The 15,220-nt window shown below is 73.0% G+C and carries 15 protein-coding genes; 4 read left to right on the plus strand and 11 right to left on the minus strand.

The genetic code is table 11. The annotated features are described in order from the left end of the window. Window positions 1–21: 21 nt before the first annotated feature. Window positions 22–1,998 (plus strand): helix-turn-helix domain-containing protein, encoded by a 1,977-nt coding sequence (locus IA22_RS0103275; protein ID WP_030122685.1) that lies wholly within the window; start codon window positions 22–24, stop codon window positions 1,996–1,998. Between the two features lie 21 nt (window positions 1,999–2,019). Here the strand turns inward: IA22_RS0103275 and IA22_RS0103280 are convergent, their stop codons facing one another. The 7 genes from IA22_RS0103280 to IA22_RS0103310 all read right to left on the minus strand — a co-directional run bounded on the left by IA22_RS0103280 (window position 2,020) and on the right by IA22_RS0103310 (window position 8,380). Beyond that, complete coding sequence (locus IA22_RS0103280; protein ID WP_030122686.1) at window positions 2,020–2,913, minus strand: alpha/beta fold hydrolase; 894 nt, start codon at window positions 2,911–2,913, stop codon at window positions 2,020–2,022. Beyond that, window positions 2,910–3,998 (minus strand): branched-chain amino acid ABC transporter permease, encoded by a 1,089-nt coding sequence (locus tag IA22_RS0103285; RefSeq protein ID WP_030122687.1) that lies wholly within the window; start codon window positions 3,996–3,998, stop codon window positions 2,910–2,912. The genes IA22_RS0103280 and IA22_RS0103285 overlap by 4 nt, the downstream gene beginning before the upstream one ends. Then, on the minus strand, window positions 3,995–4,882 hold the full coding sequence (locus IA22_RS0103290; RefSeq protein ID WP_014156521.1) for a branched-chain amino acid ABC transporter permease: 888 nt from the start codon (window positions 4,880–4,882) through the stop codon (window positions 3,995–3,997). Before IA22_RS0103290 ends, IA22_RS0103285 begins: the two co-directional genes overlap by 4 nt. Next, the gene (locus IA22_RS0103295; RefSeq protein WP_014156522.1) at window positions 4,882–5,625 is read right to left on the minus strand and encodes an ABC transporter ATP-binding protein; all 744 of its coding nucleotides are present in this window, start codon (window positions 5,623–5,625) and stop codon (window positions 4,882–4,884) included. The genes IA22_RS0103290 and IA22_RS0103295 overlap by 1 nt, the downstream gene beginning before the upstream one ends. Then, window positions 5,622–6,413, minus strand: coding sequence for an ABC transporter ATP-binding protein (locus IA22_RS0103300; RefSeq protein ID WP_078468338.1), 792 nt, complete (start codon window positions 6,411–6,413; stop codon window positions 5,622–5,624). Before IA22_RS0103300 ends, IA22_RS0103295 begins: the two co-directional genes overlap by 4 nt. Before the next feature lie 3 nt (window positions 6,414–6,416). Beyond that, the gene (locus tag IA22_RS0103305) at window positions 6,417–7,646 is read right to left on the minus strand and encodes a substrate-binding domain-containing protein (RefSeq protein ID WP_030122689.1); all 1,230 of its coding nucleotides are present in this window, start codon (window positions 7,644–7,646) and stop codon (window positions 6,417–6,419) included. Between the two features lie 128 nt (window positions 7,647–7,774). Then, entirely contained in the window at window positions 7,775–8,380 is a 606-nt protein-coding gene (locus IA22_RS0103310; RefSeq protein WP_014156525.1) for a TetR family transcriptional regulator, read from the minus strand. Window positions 8,381–8,613: 233 nt separating this feature from the next. On the opposite strand from IA22_RS0103310, the gene IA22_RS0103315 reads away from it, so the two are divergent. Genes IA22_RS0103315 through IA22_RS0103325 form a run of 3 tightly spaced genes read left to right on the plus strand, consistent with a single transcriptional unit; the run spans window position 8,614 to window position 11,781 of the window. Beyond that, window positions 8,614–9,927, plus strand: coding sequence for a glycosyltransferase family 4 protein (locus IA22_RS0103315; RefSeq protein WP_014156526.1), 1,314 nt, complete (start codon window positions 8,614–8,616; stop codon window positions 9,925–9,927). A gap of 52 nt (window positions 9,928–9,979) precedes the next feature. Then, the gene (locus tag IA22_RS0103320; protein WP_014156527.1) at window positions 9,980–10,711 is read left to right on the plus strand and encodes a class I SAM-dependent methyltransferase; all 732 of its coding nucleotides are present in this window, start codon (window positions 9,980–9,982) and stop codon (window positions 10,709–10,711) included. Further along, the gene (locus IA22_RS0103325; protein WP_030122690.1) at window positions 10,708–11,781 is read left to right on the plus strand and encodes a prenyltransferase; all 1,074 of its coding nucleotides are present in this window, start codon (window positions 10,708–10,710) and stop codon (window positions 11,779–11,781) included. Before IA22_RS0103320 ends, IA22_RS0103325 begins: the two co-directional genes overlap by 4 nt. Before the next feature lie 109 nt (window positions 11,782–11,890). Here IA22_RS0103325 and IA22_RS33935 read toward each other — a convergent pair whose 3' ends face one another. The 4 genes from IA22_RS33935 to IA22_RS0103345 form a co-directional block, all read right to left on the minus strand. Then, window positions 11,891–12,184, minus strand: a complete 294-nt coding sequence (locus IA22_RS33935; RefSeq protein ID WP_015576980.1) for a hypothetical protein — start codon at window positions 12,182–12,184, stop codon at window positions 11,891–11,893. A 310-nt stretch (window positions 12,185–12,494) separates the two neighbouring features. Beyond that, window positions 12,495–13,310 (minus strand): DUF5336 domain-containing protein, encoded by an 816-nt coding sequence (locus tag IA22_RS0103335; RefSeq protein WP_014156530.1) that lies wholly within the window; start codon window positions 13,308–13,310, stop codon window positions 12,495–12,497. Window positions 13,311–13,496: 186 nt separating this feature from the next. Further along, window positions 13,497–14,429 carry an N-acetylmuramoyl-L-alanine amidase gene (locus IA22_RS0103340; RefSeq protein WP_030122691.1) on the minus strand — a complete coding sequence of 311 codons (933 nt, stop codon included), beginning with the start codon at window positions 14,427–14,429 and terminating at the stop codon, window positions 13,497–13,499. A 22-nt stretch (window positions 14,430–14,451) separates the two neighbouring features. Next, complete coding sequence (locus IA22_RS0103345) at window positions 14,452–15,150, minus strand: class I SAM-dependent methyltransferase (protein ID WP_389436548.1); 699 nt, start codon at window positions 15,148–15,150, stop codon at window positions 14,452–14,454. Between the last annotated feature and the right edge of the window lie 70 nt (window positions 15,151–15,220).

A 15,220-nucleotide genomic window follows, 5' to 3' on the forward strand; every position in this document is an offset into this window, starting at 1 on the left:
CCGGAAGAACGATGACCGCCCATGTCTGAACCGTCCCCCTCCGTCGCGCCCCTGCTGGCCGGCCTCCTCGACCTGCTGGCCGACGACGCCCCCGCAGAGGCCCTGGGCGCCGTCACCTCGCGGGCCAGGGCCGCGGGTGTGCCCGCGGCCGAACTGGCCGAGGTGGAGCGGGCGGCCGCCACCGCACTGCGCATCCGGGGTGCCCTGCGCCAGCACCGGCGCAGGGAGCTCCAGCTCACCGCCCTCTTCGACACGGCGGGCGACCTGGCGGCGTCCCGGGACCTCGACGACGTGCTCAAGGCGATCGTGCGGCGCGCCAGGATGCTGCTGGGCACCGACACCGCCTACCTCACGCTCCCCGACGAGGAGGCCGGGGACACCTACATGCGGGTGACCGACGGATCGGTGTCCGTCGTGTTCCAGCGGCTCAGGCTCGAACTGGGCGAGGGGCTCGGCGGGCTGGTCGCCCAGACCGCGAGCCCCTACGCCACCCCCGACTACCGCACCGACGAACGCTTCCGCCACACCCGTAACATCAACGCCGGGGTGCTGGACGAAGGGCTGGTGGCGATCCTCGGCGTCCCCCTGCTGCTCGGCTCCAGCCGGGGCGGGACCGGGAAGGTCATCGGGGTCCTCTTCGCGGCCGACCGCGCCGCGCGGGTCTTCAGCCCCGACGAGGTGGCCCTGCTCTGCTCGCTCGCCGCGCACGCCGCGATCGCGATCGACACCGCCCGGGCCCTGGACGACACTCGCACCGCCCTCGCCGAACTCGCGGGAGCGAACGCGGAACTGGCCGAGGCCAACGCCGCCGTACGCGCCCACTCGGCCGCCATGCAGCGGGCCGAGGAGGCCCACGACCGGCTCACCGACCTGGTCCTGCGCGGCGGCGACGTGAAGGACGTCGCCCTGTCCGTCGCCGGGCTGCTGGACAGTCCCCTGACGATCCACGATCCCGGCGGGCGTCCGCTGGCCGCCGTGCGGCCCGACGGCACCGGCTTCGCCGCCGACAGCATGGACGCGGGCTGGCTCGCCGGCACCGCCGAGGAGTCCCGCCACGGCGCACGCGCCGTGCACCGCGACGGCCGGTGGATCTGCGCGGTGCTCGCCGGCCACGAACTCCTCGCCAGCCTGGTGCTGCACCGGCCGGACCGGCTCGACGACTCCGACCGGCGGCTCTACGAACGCGCCGCCGTCGTCACCGGCCTCCTCCTGCTGCTGCGCCGCACGGTCGCCGAGACCGAGAACCGGATACGGGGCGAGCTGATCAGCGATCTGCTCGGTGACCCGGAGCGCGATCCCGCCGGTCTCGCCGAGCGGGGCCGGAGACTGGGCATCGACCTGGACCGGCCCCACGTCCTGCTGGTGGCGGAGGCGGCGGCCCGGGAGAAGCTCGGAGGCGCCGCGATGCGCTACCTGTTCGGCGGGGACATCCACGGGGTCAGCGCCGAACACGCCGGCACCGTCGTGCTGCTGATCGACTGCGACGGTGGCGGCACGACCCCGGGTGACGCCGCACGTGCGGCGGCCACGCAGCTCGGCCACCTGGTCCAGGCCCCCGTCACCGTCGCCGGCACGGGACCCGCCCGCGGCGCCCGTGAACTCGCCGCCGCCTACGCGGAAGCCGCGCGCTGCCTGCGCGCCATGCGGGTGCTGGGCCGCGAGGGGGAGGGGGCCTGCGTCGACGAACTCGGCTTCCTGGGCGTCGTCCTGGGCAACGCGAAGGACGTGGACGGCTTCGTGACCGCGGTGCTGGGACCGCTGCTGCGCTACGACGAGCAGCGCGGCACCCAGCTCGTACGCACGCTGCGGGCGTACTTCGGCGCGGGCGGCAGCCTGATCCGGGCCAAGGACGAGCTGCACGTGCACGTGAACACCGTCGTCCAGCGCCTCGACCGGATCCAGGTGCTGCTGGGCCGCGACTGGAACGAGCCCGACCGCGCCCTGGAACTGCAGCTCGCCCTGCGCCTGCACCTGCTGTCGGGCGGCCGGGACCGCTGAGCCCCGGGCCGCCCGCCGGCCTCACCGCGGGACGGCCACCGCCCGCAGCAGCGCACCGGCGATCTCACCGGCCCCCTTGTCGCCCGTCAGCACCGTGTAGTGGTTGACGTCCTCGACGGGTACGGCCGTGACGTTCGTGCCGGGCTGTCCCGCCGCTGCCAGCCGGGACTCGTCGTACAGCCCCTGCTCCTCGTCCATCAGCCCCCGCCGCGCCCACAACAGCACCGCAGGTCCCGGGAGTTCGCCGGCGGCCGCGAGCACCTCGTCCTGGAACAGGCCCACGCCGTCCGTGCGGACCGCCTCCAGCCGGCACCCGGAGCGCAGGGCGGGTTCCTCACCGGTCAGGTCGCGCTGGATGTACGCGTCCACCTCCGGCGACCAGGCGTCGCCCGCGAACGCGGGATGGGCCCGCCAGAAGGAGCGGTAGGCGTCCCGGTCGGGGAAGGTCATGGACAGCCGGTCCATGGCCGGCCCGATCACCGCCGTCATCAGCTCGTCCGCCGACAGATGCGTGGGAGCGGGGAAGCCGAAACCGCCGTCGACGAGCACCACCGGGCCGAAGCGGTCCGGATGGCGCACGGCCGCGAGGGCCGCCACGAAAGCGCCCATCGAATGCCCCGTGAGCACCACCCGGTCCTGGCCGAGGGCGCCGGCCAGAGCGGCGGCGTCGTCCGCGTGGGCGGCGATCCCGTAGGGGCCCGGCAGCCCGGAGCTGCCGGCCCGTCCCCGCAGGTCCGGGGCGACCAGGGTGACCCGGCCGGCGAGCAGCCGGGCCACCGCGCCCCAGGACAGCGAGTTGGCCGTGATCCCGTGCAGGGCCACCACCACCGGCGCTCCGGCGTCCCGGGCGGGCCAGCGCAGGGCGGCCAGCTCACCGCCGGTGACGGGGACGCGTATCTCCTCGTACGGGATCATCGGTTCTCCTCACGGGTCCTGCGCAGACGGGACGGCAGCCGGGCCAGGCCGCCGGGCAGCAGGTGTACCACGGCCACGAACAGCACCCCGAGCAGGAACAGCGGCTGGGAGAGCGGCACGCGCAGCACCGCGGGCAGGTCGGCGACCGCACCCGACCCGGCGAGGTCACCGAGCCGGTGGTCGGCCCAGGTGTAGAGGATGCCGCCGACCATCGGACCCCACCGGGTGCCCGTTCCGCCGAGCACCACCATCACCAGCAGCGACAGGGTGAAGTCCGAGGTCGTCGTCTGGGGCGTGGAACCACCGGTCAGCAGCAGGTGGACGAGTCCGCCCACCGCCGCCAGCGCCCCGGCCAGGACGAAGGCCGTCAGCTTGAACCCGTACGGCTTCAGGCCCAGCACCTCCACCCGGCGCTCGTTCTCCTTGATGCCCTCCCAGACCCGGCCGGTGGGGGAGCGAACCGCCCGGTGTACGACGGCGAGCGTGAGGACGAGATAGGCCAGCGCGATCCAGTACAGGTTCGCGGTGTGGTCGATGCCGACCAGCCAGGAGGGCAGCAGCTCCGCCGGGGCCGCCCGGCCCTCCTCGCCACCGGTGAACCCCCCGGGGTCGCGCGAGACGAGGATCGACCCGGCCTGTGCGAAGGCGAGCGTCACCATGGAGAAGCCGATGCCCGTGACCCGCAGGCTCACCGAGCCCAGCACCAGGGCGAGCGCGGCGCCGAAGCACACGCCGAGGACCGCGGCCGCGGCGAACGGCAGACCCGCCTCCAGCAGGAACATGTTCGTGGCGTAGCTGCCCGCCGCGAAGTACAGGGCGTGCCCGAAGGACAGCAGCCCCGTACGCCCCAGCAGCAGGTCGTAGCCGGTGGCGAGCGCGCCGAACAGCAGACAGGTCGCCAGGAGTTGCAGACTTCCCGGGCTCCCGACCGGGCCGTCCAGCAGCCCCGGAAGCGGCAGCGCGCTCCAGGGCGCGACGACCAGGAGCGCGAGGACCGCGGCCGGCCACCAGCGCAGCAGCCTGGTCCTGCCGTGCTCCGGGGCCGTGCTCACGGCGGCGGGTGCGGGTGTGGTGGCGGTGCTCACGCGAGCCTCCCGGTCAGTCCGCGCGGCCGGACGAGCAGCAGCGCGGCGAGCAGGACGACGACGGCGAGGTCGCCGAGGCCCGCTGCGGTGTAGTAGTTGGCGAACTGCTGGACCAGGCCGATGACCACGGCGGCCACGGCCGCGCCGGTCACCGACCCCATGCCGCCCGTGACCACGACGACGAAGGCGAAGATCAGCAGCGAGGTGCCCTGACGGGGGTCGACCGAGCCGAAGTACAGCCCGCCGAGCGCCCCGCCCAGCGCGGCGGCACAGCCGCCGATGGCGAAGACCAGCGTGAACGCCTTGCGGACGTCGATGCCCAGGGCGGTGACCATCGCCCGGTCCTCGACCCCGGCGCGCACGACCAGGCCGTGCCGGGTCCGGCCGAGGAACAGCCGCAGCGCGACCAGGACGACGACCGCCGCCGCGACGAGCACGAGCCGGTTGACCGGGACGTCCGCGCCCAGCAGCGCGAAGGTGCCGGACAGCGCCTCGGGGCCGGGGAAGGTCCTGGCGTCCGAACCCCAGACGCCCGACAGCAGGGCGGGCACGGCCAGCCCCACGCCGACCGTCGCCAGCACCTGCTCCCGCGGCCGGGTGTACAGGGGGCGTACGACGGCCAGTTCGAGCACCACGGCGGCCAGCGTGCCCACCGCCGTACCGAACAGGACGGCCAGCGCGAAGCCCCAGCCGCCGGGCCCGGCACCCGGAAGACGGCCCGAGGCCGCCCACCAGGTGCCGTACGCCCCGATGGAGAGCAGCGCCCCGTGCGCGAAGTTGAGCACGTCCATCAGGCCGAAGATCAGTGAGAGCCCGGACGCGACGAGGAAGTAGAGCGCCCCCAGACCGAGTCCGGTCATGGTGAGCAGCACGATGGTGGACATCAGGAATCCGCCTCCGCGGTGAAGGGGGCGAGCGGGCCCCGGCCGACACCGAGCAGCCTGCGTGTGGCCTCCGCGTCGCCCAGCAGTCCGTCGGCCTCGCCCTGGTGGGCGGTGCGTCCGTCGGCGAGCACCACGCAGTGCCGGGCCAGCCGGCGTACGACGGCGAGGTTCTGCTCGACCAGGAGCACGGGCACCGCCTCGGCGGCGCGCTCCAGCACCTGGGCGACCTCGGTGACGACCTTGGGGGCCAGGCCCTTGGTCGGCTCGTCGGCGATGATCAGCCGGTTTCCGTTGAGCAGGGTGCGCCCGATGGCCACCATCTGCTGCTGGCCGCCGGACAGGGTCCCCGCCGACTGCTTCTCGCGGCGCTTGAGTTCGGGGAAGAGTTCATGGACCAGGCCGTACGCGGGCCCGTCCGCGCCCCGGCGTTCGGCCAGGCGCAGATTCTCCGCGACGGTGAGACCGGCGAAGATCCCCCGGTCCTCGGGGGCGTAACCGATGCCCCTGCGGACCAGGGTGTGGGTGGGCAGGCCGACCGTCTCCTCGCCGTCGAGGAGCACGCTGCCGGTGCGCGGTACGAGTCCGAGGACGCCGCGCACGGTCGTGGTCTTGCCCGCCCCGTTGCGGCCGAGCAGCGCGGTCACGCCCTGGGGCGCGACGTCGAGGTCGACCCCGTGCAGGATGTGCCGGCCGCCGATGAGGACACGCAGGTCCCGGACGGCGAGCAGGGGGGACGCGGTCACAGTCCCTCCCCGAGGTAGGCCTGCTGGACGACGGGGTCCGCGGTCACGGCACCCGGGGTGTCCAGGGCGAGCAGCCGGCCGTGGTGCATCACGGCCAGCCGGTCCGCGAGTCCCAGCAGGACGTCCATGTGGTGCTCGACCATGAGCACGGTGCGGCCCTCCTCGCGGTGCAGCGTGCGGATCAGTTCGGTGAGGGCGGGGACCTCCTCGGCGCTCACCCCGGCCATCGGCTCGTCGAGCAGCATGAGCCTGGGCTCGCCCACCAGCAGGACGGCCAGCTCCAGCTTGCGTTTCTCGCCGTGGGAGAGCTCGGCGGCCGTGGCGGCGGCGCGGTGCGCGAGCCCGGTGCGCTCCAGCACGCCCGCCACCTCCGAGGCGTAGCGGGAGGCGCGCCGCCAGAGCCGGTGCGAACCGCCGTGCCTGGCCTGCGCGGCCAGCCGCACGTGTTCGGCCACCGTCATCCGCGGCCAGAGGCTGGACGTCTGGAACGTCCGCCCGATCCCGAGCCGCGCGCGGGTGTGCACCGGCAGGCCGGTCAGGTCCGCCCCGTCGAGCGCGAGGGTGCCCGCGGTGGCCGGGACGATCCCGCTGATCAGGTTGAACAGGGATGTCTTCCCGGCCCCGTTGGGGCCGATGAAGGCGAGGAACTCACCCTCCCGGACGTCGAAGGTGACGTCCTCGACGATGGCCGCCCCGCCGACACGCCAGCCGAGGCCGTCCAGCCGGAGCACCGGGGCCCCCGTGCTCGCCCCCTGGTCCCGCGCGGTGGCGGTGCCGGATGCGGTCACGGGTCAGCCCGCCGAGGGCTTCGCGGGCGGAGCCACGGCGTCCATTGGCTGCGTGCTGACCAGTTCGGGTTCCGCCGAGGCCCCCACGCCCTTGAGCCTGGCCGTGAACATCGGCTGCAGCAACGCGTGGTCCTCCGCGCGGATCCGCTGTGCGCCCTTCACCCCGTCGAAGCTCCAGCCCTCCAGGGCCTTCACCATCGCGTCGGTGTCGGTGGCGCTGCCCTTCTCCACGGCCCGCACGATCATCTGGGCCGCGGTGAAACCGTCGGTGCTGAACAGGTCGGGCGTGCCGCCCTCCTTCTCGACACCGGCGATCATCGCCTTCTCCACGGCGTTGCCGCCGCCCGCGCCGGGGAAGTAGTGCGCGAGGAAGGAGACCTTGGCCCCGGCGGCCCCGAAGACGGGGTACGACGCGGTCCCGGCCAGCCCGGTGACGACCTTGCCGGCGCTCAGGACACCCTGCTGGTCCAGGGCGGTCCACAGCGCGGGGGCGGTCGCGCCCGCCCAGGCGACGAAGACGAGATCCGGACCGCCCGCCTTGACCTGACGGGCGAACGGCGTCAGATCCGTGGCGCTGGGCGGGGCCAGGACGGAGCCCACCGTGGCCCCCTCGGCCTCCAGGACCGCCTTGACGGCGGCGACGTTGGCCTGGCCGAAGGTGGAGTCCTGCGCGAGGACGGTGACCTTCTTGCCCTTAGGGTCGCCGAGCATGGTGCCCGCGGTGAGGATGTCCTGGTAGGACTGCCGTCCGGACCGGAAGGTGTACGTGTTGACCCCGGTCACCGCGTCCGTGGCGGCGGGTCCGTCGACGTACAGCACCTTGTTCTGCGCGGCGAGCGGGGCCATCTGGAGCGCGACGCCGGAGTCGGTGGTGCCGGCCAGCACCTTGTACCCCTTGCCGATCAGGTTCTTCGCGGCGGAGACCGCCTTGCCGGGGTCGCCCGCGTCGTCCTGCTCGGTCACCTCGATGCGATGGCCGCCCGCCTTGCCGGTGCCCTTCGTCGCGTGGTCCAGGCCCGCCAAGAACCCGTCGCGGTACTGCTTCCCGTAGGCGGCGAGCAGTCCGGTACGGGAGTAGACGAGGCCCACCTTGACGGTCTCGTCGCCGCCCGACCCGGACTCGCCGCCCGCCTGTCCGGCGGCGGTGCAGCCCACCAGGAGCGGACCCGCGGTGCCGAGCACGGCCGTGGTCAGGATTCTTCTGTGGACGGTGCCTACGGCTCTGCGACGCATGGTGACCGGCTCCTCGGCAGGGTTCGGGTGATGTCGGCCGAACCGTACGAACACCGAGGCGCCGTCGACATGGTGCAGGCCACCTCACCTGAGCGGATACCGGTGTGGGCACCGCACATGGGCAGGCCTCAGCGGGTGTCCGCCGACAGGTCGATCAGCCCGCACACGGTCTCGATGTCCCGTTTCACCTGTGCGATCGACTCCCGCCCCGACAGCCAGGTGATCAGCGCCGAGTGCCAGGTGTGCTCGATGACGCGCACCACCGACAGCTGCTCCTGCGTGGGCTCCTCCAGCCCCATCGCGTCCAGCACGATCGCCGTGGTCAGCCGGGAGACGGCGTCCACCTCGGGGCTCACCCCGCGGTCCGCGAAGGTCAGGGCCCGCACCATGGCGTCCGCGAGATGGGGGTCGCGCTGGAGCGCCCGGAAGGCCCGCATCAGGGTCTCGGCGACCCGCTGGGCGGCGTCGTCCCCCGCCGGGGGCCTTCTGCGGAGCGTGACCTGGAGGTGCTGGAGCTGGTCCTGCATGATCGCGACGAGCAGATGGACCTTGGACGGGAAGTAGCGGTAGAGCGTGCCCAGGGCGACCCCGGCGGCGTCCGCCACCTCACGCATCTGCACCGCCTCGAAACCACCCCGCCCGGCGAGCTGCGCGCCCGCCCGCAGGATGCCGCGGCGACGGGCCTCCTGGCGTTCCGTCAGGGGCGGTGCCGCCGGCCTGGCTTCGGCTGTCATCTGTCCCCATCCACGAAGGGAGAACCGGTTCCCCGTCCGGCCGGGCGCCGGCTCACGGGCGGGCACAGCATGCCAGGGCCTCCACCGTGGCGCGAATCACCTGATCCGGCCGTCACACCGACGCTACCTGCCGGTAGATTCGGTGCGTGTTTGAACGAACAAGTCTGAAACTTGTTCTAGATTAGCGCGACCGGTTACGCTCCGGCGAAAACGCAGTGAGAAGGGGGCCGAGTGTGACCGCTGAGGCCATAGAGACGGGCCCCTTCGAGGGCGGCGGCGCGTCGGCCACCGACGGTGACCGGCCGTTGCGCATCGCACTCCTCACCTACAAGGGCAACCCCTTCTGCGGAGGCCAGGGCGTCTACGTCCGCCACCTCGGCCGCGAGCTGGCCAGGCTCGGCCACAGCGTCGAAGTGATCGGCGCCCAGCCCTACCCCGTACTCGACGAGGGCGTCCCGCTCACCGAGCTGCCGAGCCTCGACCTCTACCGCCAGCCCGACCCGTTCCGCACCCCGGGACGCGGCGAGTACCGCGACTGGATCGACCTCGCCGAGGTCGCCACCATGTGGACCGGCGGCTTCCCGGAACCCCTCACCTTCAGCCTGCGGGCGCGGCGTCATCTCCTCGCCAGGCGCGGGGACTTCGACGTCGTGCACGACAACCAGACGCTCGGCTACGGCCTGCTCGGGGACCTGGGCGCCCCCCTCGTCACCACGATCCACCACCCGATCACCGTCGACCGCCGACTCGACCTGGACGCCGCGGAGTCGACGCGCCGCCGGCTCTCCGTCCGCCGCTGGTACGGCTTCACGCGGATGCAGAAGCGGGTCGCCCGCCGCCTGCCGTCCGTGCTCACCGTCTCCGGCTCGTCGCAGCAGGAGATCATCGAGCACCTCGGGGTACGACGGGACCGTGTCCAGGTCGTGCACATCGGTGCCGACACCGACCTCTGGTCGCCCGACCCCTCGGTCGCCGAGGTCCCCGGGCGGATCGTCACCACCTCCAGCGCCGACGTCCCGCTCAAGGGCCTCGTCCACCTCGTGGAGGCCCTCGCCAAGCTCCGCACCGAGAACCCCGCGGCGCACCTCGTGGTCGTGGGCAAGCGCGCCGAGGACGGACCCGTCGCCCAGGCCATCGAGCGCTACGGACTCCAGGACGCCGTCGAGTTCGTCAAGGGCATCAGCGACGCCGAGCTCGTCGACCTGGTCCGTAGCGCCCAGGTCTCCTGCGTCCCCTCGCTGTACGAGGGCTTCTCGCTGCCCGCCGCCGAGGCCATGGCCACCGGGACCCCGCTGGTGGCCACCACCGGCGGCGCCATCCCCGAGGTCACCGGGCCCGACGGGGAGACCTGCCTCGCCGTGCCGCCCGGCGACGCGGGTGCCCTGGCCGCCGCACTCGGCCGGCTCCTCGGCGACCGCGAACTGCGCGCCCGCCTCGGCGAGGCCGGCCGCGCGCGCGTGCTCGCCAACTTCACCTGGGCCAGGGCCGCCCTCGGCACCGTCGAGCTGTACCGTCAGTCGATCGCCGCCCGGGGAGCCCGCAGGTGAGCGCCCCCACGGCTCCCGGAACCCGTACCTCCGACCTCGAAGGCAGGCCCTCGTGCTGACCGTCGACTTCACCCGCTTCCCGCTCGCCGCAGGCGACCGGGTGCTCGATCTGGGCTGCGGCGCCGGCCGGCACGCCTTCGAGTGCTACCGGCGCGGCGCCCAGGTCGTGGCCCTCGACCAGAACGCCGAGGAGATCCGCGAGGTCGCGAAGTGGTTCGCCGCGATGAAGGAGGCCGGTGAGGCCCCCGCCGGTGCGACCGCCACCGCGATGGAGGGCGACGCCCTCAACCTGCCCTTCCCCGACGCCTCCTTCGACGTCGTCATCATCTCCGAGGTGATGGAGCACATCCCCGACGACAAGGGTGTGCTCGCCGAGATGGTCCGCGTGCTGAAGCCCGGCGGCCGGATCGCGATCACCGTGCCCCGCTACGGCCCCGAGAAGGTCTGCTGGACGCTCTCCGACGCGTACCACGAGGTCGAGGGCGGCCACATCCGCATCTACAAGGCCGACGAACTCCTCGGCAAGATCCGCGAAGCGGGCCTCAAGCCCTACGGCACCCACCACGCGCACGCGCTGCACAGCCCCTACTGGTGGCTGAAGTGCGCGTTCGGGGTGGACAACGAGAAGGCGCTGCCGGTACGCGCCTACCACAAGCTGCTCGTCTGGGACATCATGAAGAAGCCCCTGGCCACGCGGGTCGCCGAGCAGCTGCTCAACCCGGTCGTCGGCAAGAGCTTCGTGGCCTACGCGACCAAGCCGCACCTGCCGAAGGCCGAGGCGTGAGCACGCCGGAGCGGACCGAACACCTCGTCCTGCCCGGCGTCCTGACGGCCGAACAGGCCGCCGAGACCGTGGCGGCGCTGCTCGCGGTGCAGCGGGAGGACGGGGCGCTGCCCTGGTTCCGCGGCCACCACCTCGACCCGTGGGACCACACCGAGGCCGCGATGGCGCTGGACGCGGCCGGGGAACACGAGGCCGCCGCCCGCGCCTACGCGTGGCTGGCCCGCCACCAGAACGAGGACGGCTCCTGGTACGCCGCCTACCACGACGGCGACCCCGAGCGGCCGACCGACCTGGGACGCGAGACCAACTTCTGCGCGTACGTGGCCGTCGGCGTCTGGCACCACTACCTCGCCACCGGCGACGACGCGTTCGTCGACCGGATGTGGCCCACGGTCTACGCGGCGATCGAATTCGTGCTGCGGCTCCAGCAGCCCGGCGGGGAGATCGGCTGGAAGCGGGAACCCGACGGCACCCCGGTCACCGACGCCCTGCTGACCGGCTCCTCCTCCGTCCACCAGGCGCTGCGCTGCGCCCTGGCACTGGCGGAACAGCGTGAGGAGGCCCAGCCGGACTGGGAGCTCGCGGCCGGTGCGCTCGGCCACGCGATCCGCCGCCACCCGGAGCGCTTCCTGGACAAGAGCCGCTACTCGATGGACTGGTACTACCCGGTCCTCGGCGGCGCCGTGACCGGCGCCGACGCGACGCGGCGGATCAAGGACGGCTGGGACAGCTTCGTGGTGCCCGGCCTCGGGGTGCGCTGTGTGCTCCCCAACCCCTGGGTGACGGGCGGCGAGAGCTGCGAACTGGCCCTGGCGCTCTGGGTGACGGGCGAGTCGGACCGGGCCCTGGAGATCCTGCAGTCGGTCCAGCACCTGCGGGCCGAGGGCGGCCTGTACTGGACGGGGTACGTCTTCGAGGGCGAGAAGGCCGTATGGCCGGAGGAACTCACCACCTGGACGGCCGGGTCGCTGCTGCTCGCGGTCGCGGCACTCGGGGGCGACGAGGCGACCACGGCGGTCTTCGGCGGCGAACGGCTCCCGGTGGGACTCGAACCGGACTGCTGCCGCTGACCGGGAGGGCGACCTCACCGGCTGAGGCCCCGCCGCGAACAGCCGTGGCCCCTGGTCCGGACCGAGCGAGGGCTCGGTCCCGACGGGAGGCCACGGCTGTCGGCGGTGGTCAGAAGCGGCGGACCCTGCCCGCCACGGCGTGACCGATGAACAGATAGACGACGGCGGCCAGACCGTAACCCGCGACGACCCGTGCCCACGCTTCGTCGAAGGTGAACAGGTCGTACGACCAGCCGGCCAGCCAATGGGCCGAGTCCTGGATCCACTGGACCAGGTCGTTGCCCCGGTTGGCGTCGAGCAGATACATCAGGATCCACAGGATGATGATGAACGCCATGATGTCCGCGACGACGGCTATGACACGTGCGGCGGTACTGCTTCCTGAGCCTGTTCTGGGAGACATGCTCTCCGGATTGCCGCTTTACCGTGAGTGAAACCCGTACGGAGGGCGCCGGGTGGCGGCGTTCCCGCACCGGCGAGCCTGGCGACGGGTGCCGGGGCCGCGTCGAGGTGACGAACAAGGTCCCCTCCACCTCCCAACTGACCTGCTGATGCGCTGACTTGTTCTCTGCGCAGGTGGGCGAACGGCCCCTTGCGTACAGGCACCGGGCTTCCGGGCGGCCAGGCCGTCCTCCGGCTGAGGCGCACCGGACCCGGGAACGCCGGTGGCCCCCGCCCGGAGGGGCGGGGGCCACCGTGGTGCACACGAGGGATCAGCCGCGCTGGATTCCCGTGGTGTCCTGGAGGACGCCGCGACGGCCGTCCTGCGTCTGGGCGACGAGCCCGGGACCACGCTGCTCGACCGCGAGGTACCAGGTACCGGGCGCCAGTTCGGCGATCGGGTTCGGGGCGCCGTCCTCGCCGTACAGCGGACGCGCCACCGGCACCGCGAACCAGAAGGGGGTGAAGTCACCGGCCGGTGCTCCACCGCCCTGCGAAGCCTGCGGGGCGGCCTGGTGCTCCGGCTGCTGCTGGCCGGGCTGCGCCCCGTAGGGCTGCTGCTGGCCGGGCTGGGTGCCGAACTGCTGCTGGGCACCCGGGTAGCCGTAACCCTGGCCGGGCTGCGAGCCGTAGGCCGGCTGCACGGCCTGCGCCGGGCGGGGCGCGCCCATGAGCGGGGCCTTGAGCGCGGGAACCAGCGGAGTGGCCACGGCGCCGCCGGCCAGCGCCAGGGTCGCGAGCAGCCCGAGGATCAGGCCGGCGCCCGCGTCACCGGCGTCGATGATCGTCCAGAACATGGTCCACAGGGAGTAGACGGTGAACGCGGCCCCGAACTGGCCGAGTTCGAAGCCGACCACCTTGCGGCCCGGCATCGCGCGGCTGACGATCAGCAGCGCCGCGCCGATGATGCCGGCCAGGTAGATGCCCATCAGGACGGAGAGCGAGTCCCAGGCGTTCGCGCTGTAGCCCGAGCAGTCCACGCCCGAGGGGCATTCGTAGCCGGAGAGGTCGAGGAAAGAGGCGATGAACAGCACGACCGCTGCTCCGATCACCACGCCGTCGCCTCGAGTGAGGGAGCGGATATTCACGTGAAGGTCCTTAGTCGGTCGTCTCGTCGGGGCGGTCGTCGATGCCGCCTGAACGGCGGGTACGGCGCGAAGCTCGGGGGCGGCTCCCCATCGTACGGATGAATCTATCGTCTGCCCGGGCGCGTTGCGGTGCTGCCCGCACCTCGGACTGGCTATCCCCCCAATGTCGCCACCATCACCGCAGAACTACCTCTTCAGATAGCTGCCGATGCCCCCGGCGATACCGAGGGCGGCCTTCTGACGCCAGCCCGCATCGGTGAGCAGGGCGGCGTCCTTCGGATCACGCATATTGCCGCATTCGATGAACACTTTGGGCACGGTCGACAGATTCAGACCGCCGAGATCGTCCCGGGTGTCCAGCCCCGTGTCGTCGCCGATGTAATTGGAAGGGGCGCTTCCGGTGACGCGTACGAAATTCCCGGCAATCCGCAGTCCCAGTTCACGCGAGGGGACCACGATCTCCGAGGTGTCGGCCCCGCCTTCCTTCACCGCCGCGGGAAGAATGACGTGGAAACCCCGGTTGCCGGTCGCGGAACCGTCCGCGTGGATCGAGACGACCGCGTCCGCCTTCTCCTTGTTGCCGATCCGTGCGCGCTCGTCGACGCACGGACCCCAGGGGCGGTCACCGTCCTGGGTGAGGACGACGTCGGCGCCCTGCTCCTCCAGCAGCGTCCGCAGCCGCCGGGACACGTCGAGGGTGAACCGGGCCTCCGCGTACCCCGCGTCGGTGGCGGTGCCGGTGGTGTCGCACTCCTTGCGGCCGGTCCCGATGTCGACCTGGCCGTTGATCTCCCGCGTGTGGTCGCGGTTGCCCGGGTTGTGCCCGGGGTCGATCACCACGGTGCGGCCGGTGAGCGGGCCCCGGGGCAGCGGGCGGGCGGACGTGGACCCGTCGGAAGGACTCGCGGACGCGGCCGGCGTCCCCGGCGGGGCGGAGGCGGACGGCGAGGACGAGGCCGGCCGGGTGGCGGATTCCGGGCCCGCACCGGGACCCGGGCCGCCGTCGCCCGCGCACCCCGCGGCGGTCAGGCAGACACCCGCCAGGGCCGCGGCGGCGAACACGGGCCGGTGACGCGGGCCCGAGCGGGATGTGGGGGGAAAGCATTCATGGTGACGCACGTCGCGATGCTATCCGTGACCGTCAGATCCCCGGTCCCGTACGCCGCAGGACGCGCAGCGAGTCCGTCACCGAGATCTCCGTGAACGCCCCCGATTCCAGGGCGCGTCGGTGGACCCGGTACGGGGCCTGGCCGCCGTCCGCCGGGTCCGGGAACACGTCGTGGATCACCAGCAGACCGCCGTCGGCGACCTTCGGGGCCCAGCCCTCGTAGTCGCCGTTCGCGTGCTCGTCGGTGTGCCCGCCGTCGATGAAGACCAGGCCGAGCGAACCGCCCCAGACGGCCGCCACCTGAGGGGACCGCCCCACGAGCGCCACCACGTGCTCCTCCAGACCCGCCCTGTGCAGCGTGCGCCGGAAGGCCGGGAGCGTGTCCATCAGGCCGATCTGCGGGTCCACCACCGACGGGTCGTGGTACTCCCATCCCGGCTGCTGCTCCTCGCTGCCCCGGTGGTGGTCGACGGTCAGGGCGGTCACGCCCGCGGTCCGCGCCGCGTCCGCCAGCAGGATCGTGGACCGCCCGCAGTAGGTGCCGACCTCCAGGAGGGGCAGTCCCAGGGCGGCGGCCTCGACCGCGGCGGCGTACAGGGCGAGCCCCTCGTGGACCGGCATGAAGCCCTTGGCGGCCTCGAACGCGGCGAGAACCTCCGGGTCGGGACGGGCGGACGACTCGGCGGTCACGGGGTTCCTCCTGGTGGGGCTGCGGGTCGGACGGCGTCCCATCGTGCCGTACGCCCCCGCCGCGGGCAGCGGCGGGGGCGTACGGGTGGGACGGGCCCGGGGCCCTTGCGGA

It is taken from the genome of Kitasatospora papulosa, assembly GCF_000717245.1.
Taxonomy (GTDB): Bacteria; Actinomycetota; Actinomycetes; order Streptomycetales; family Streptomycetaceae; genus Streptomyces; species Streptomyces papulosus.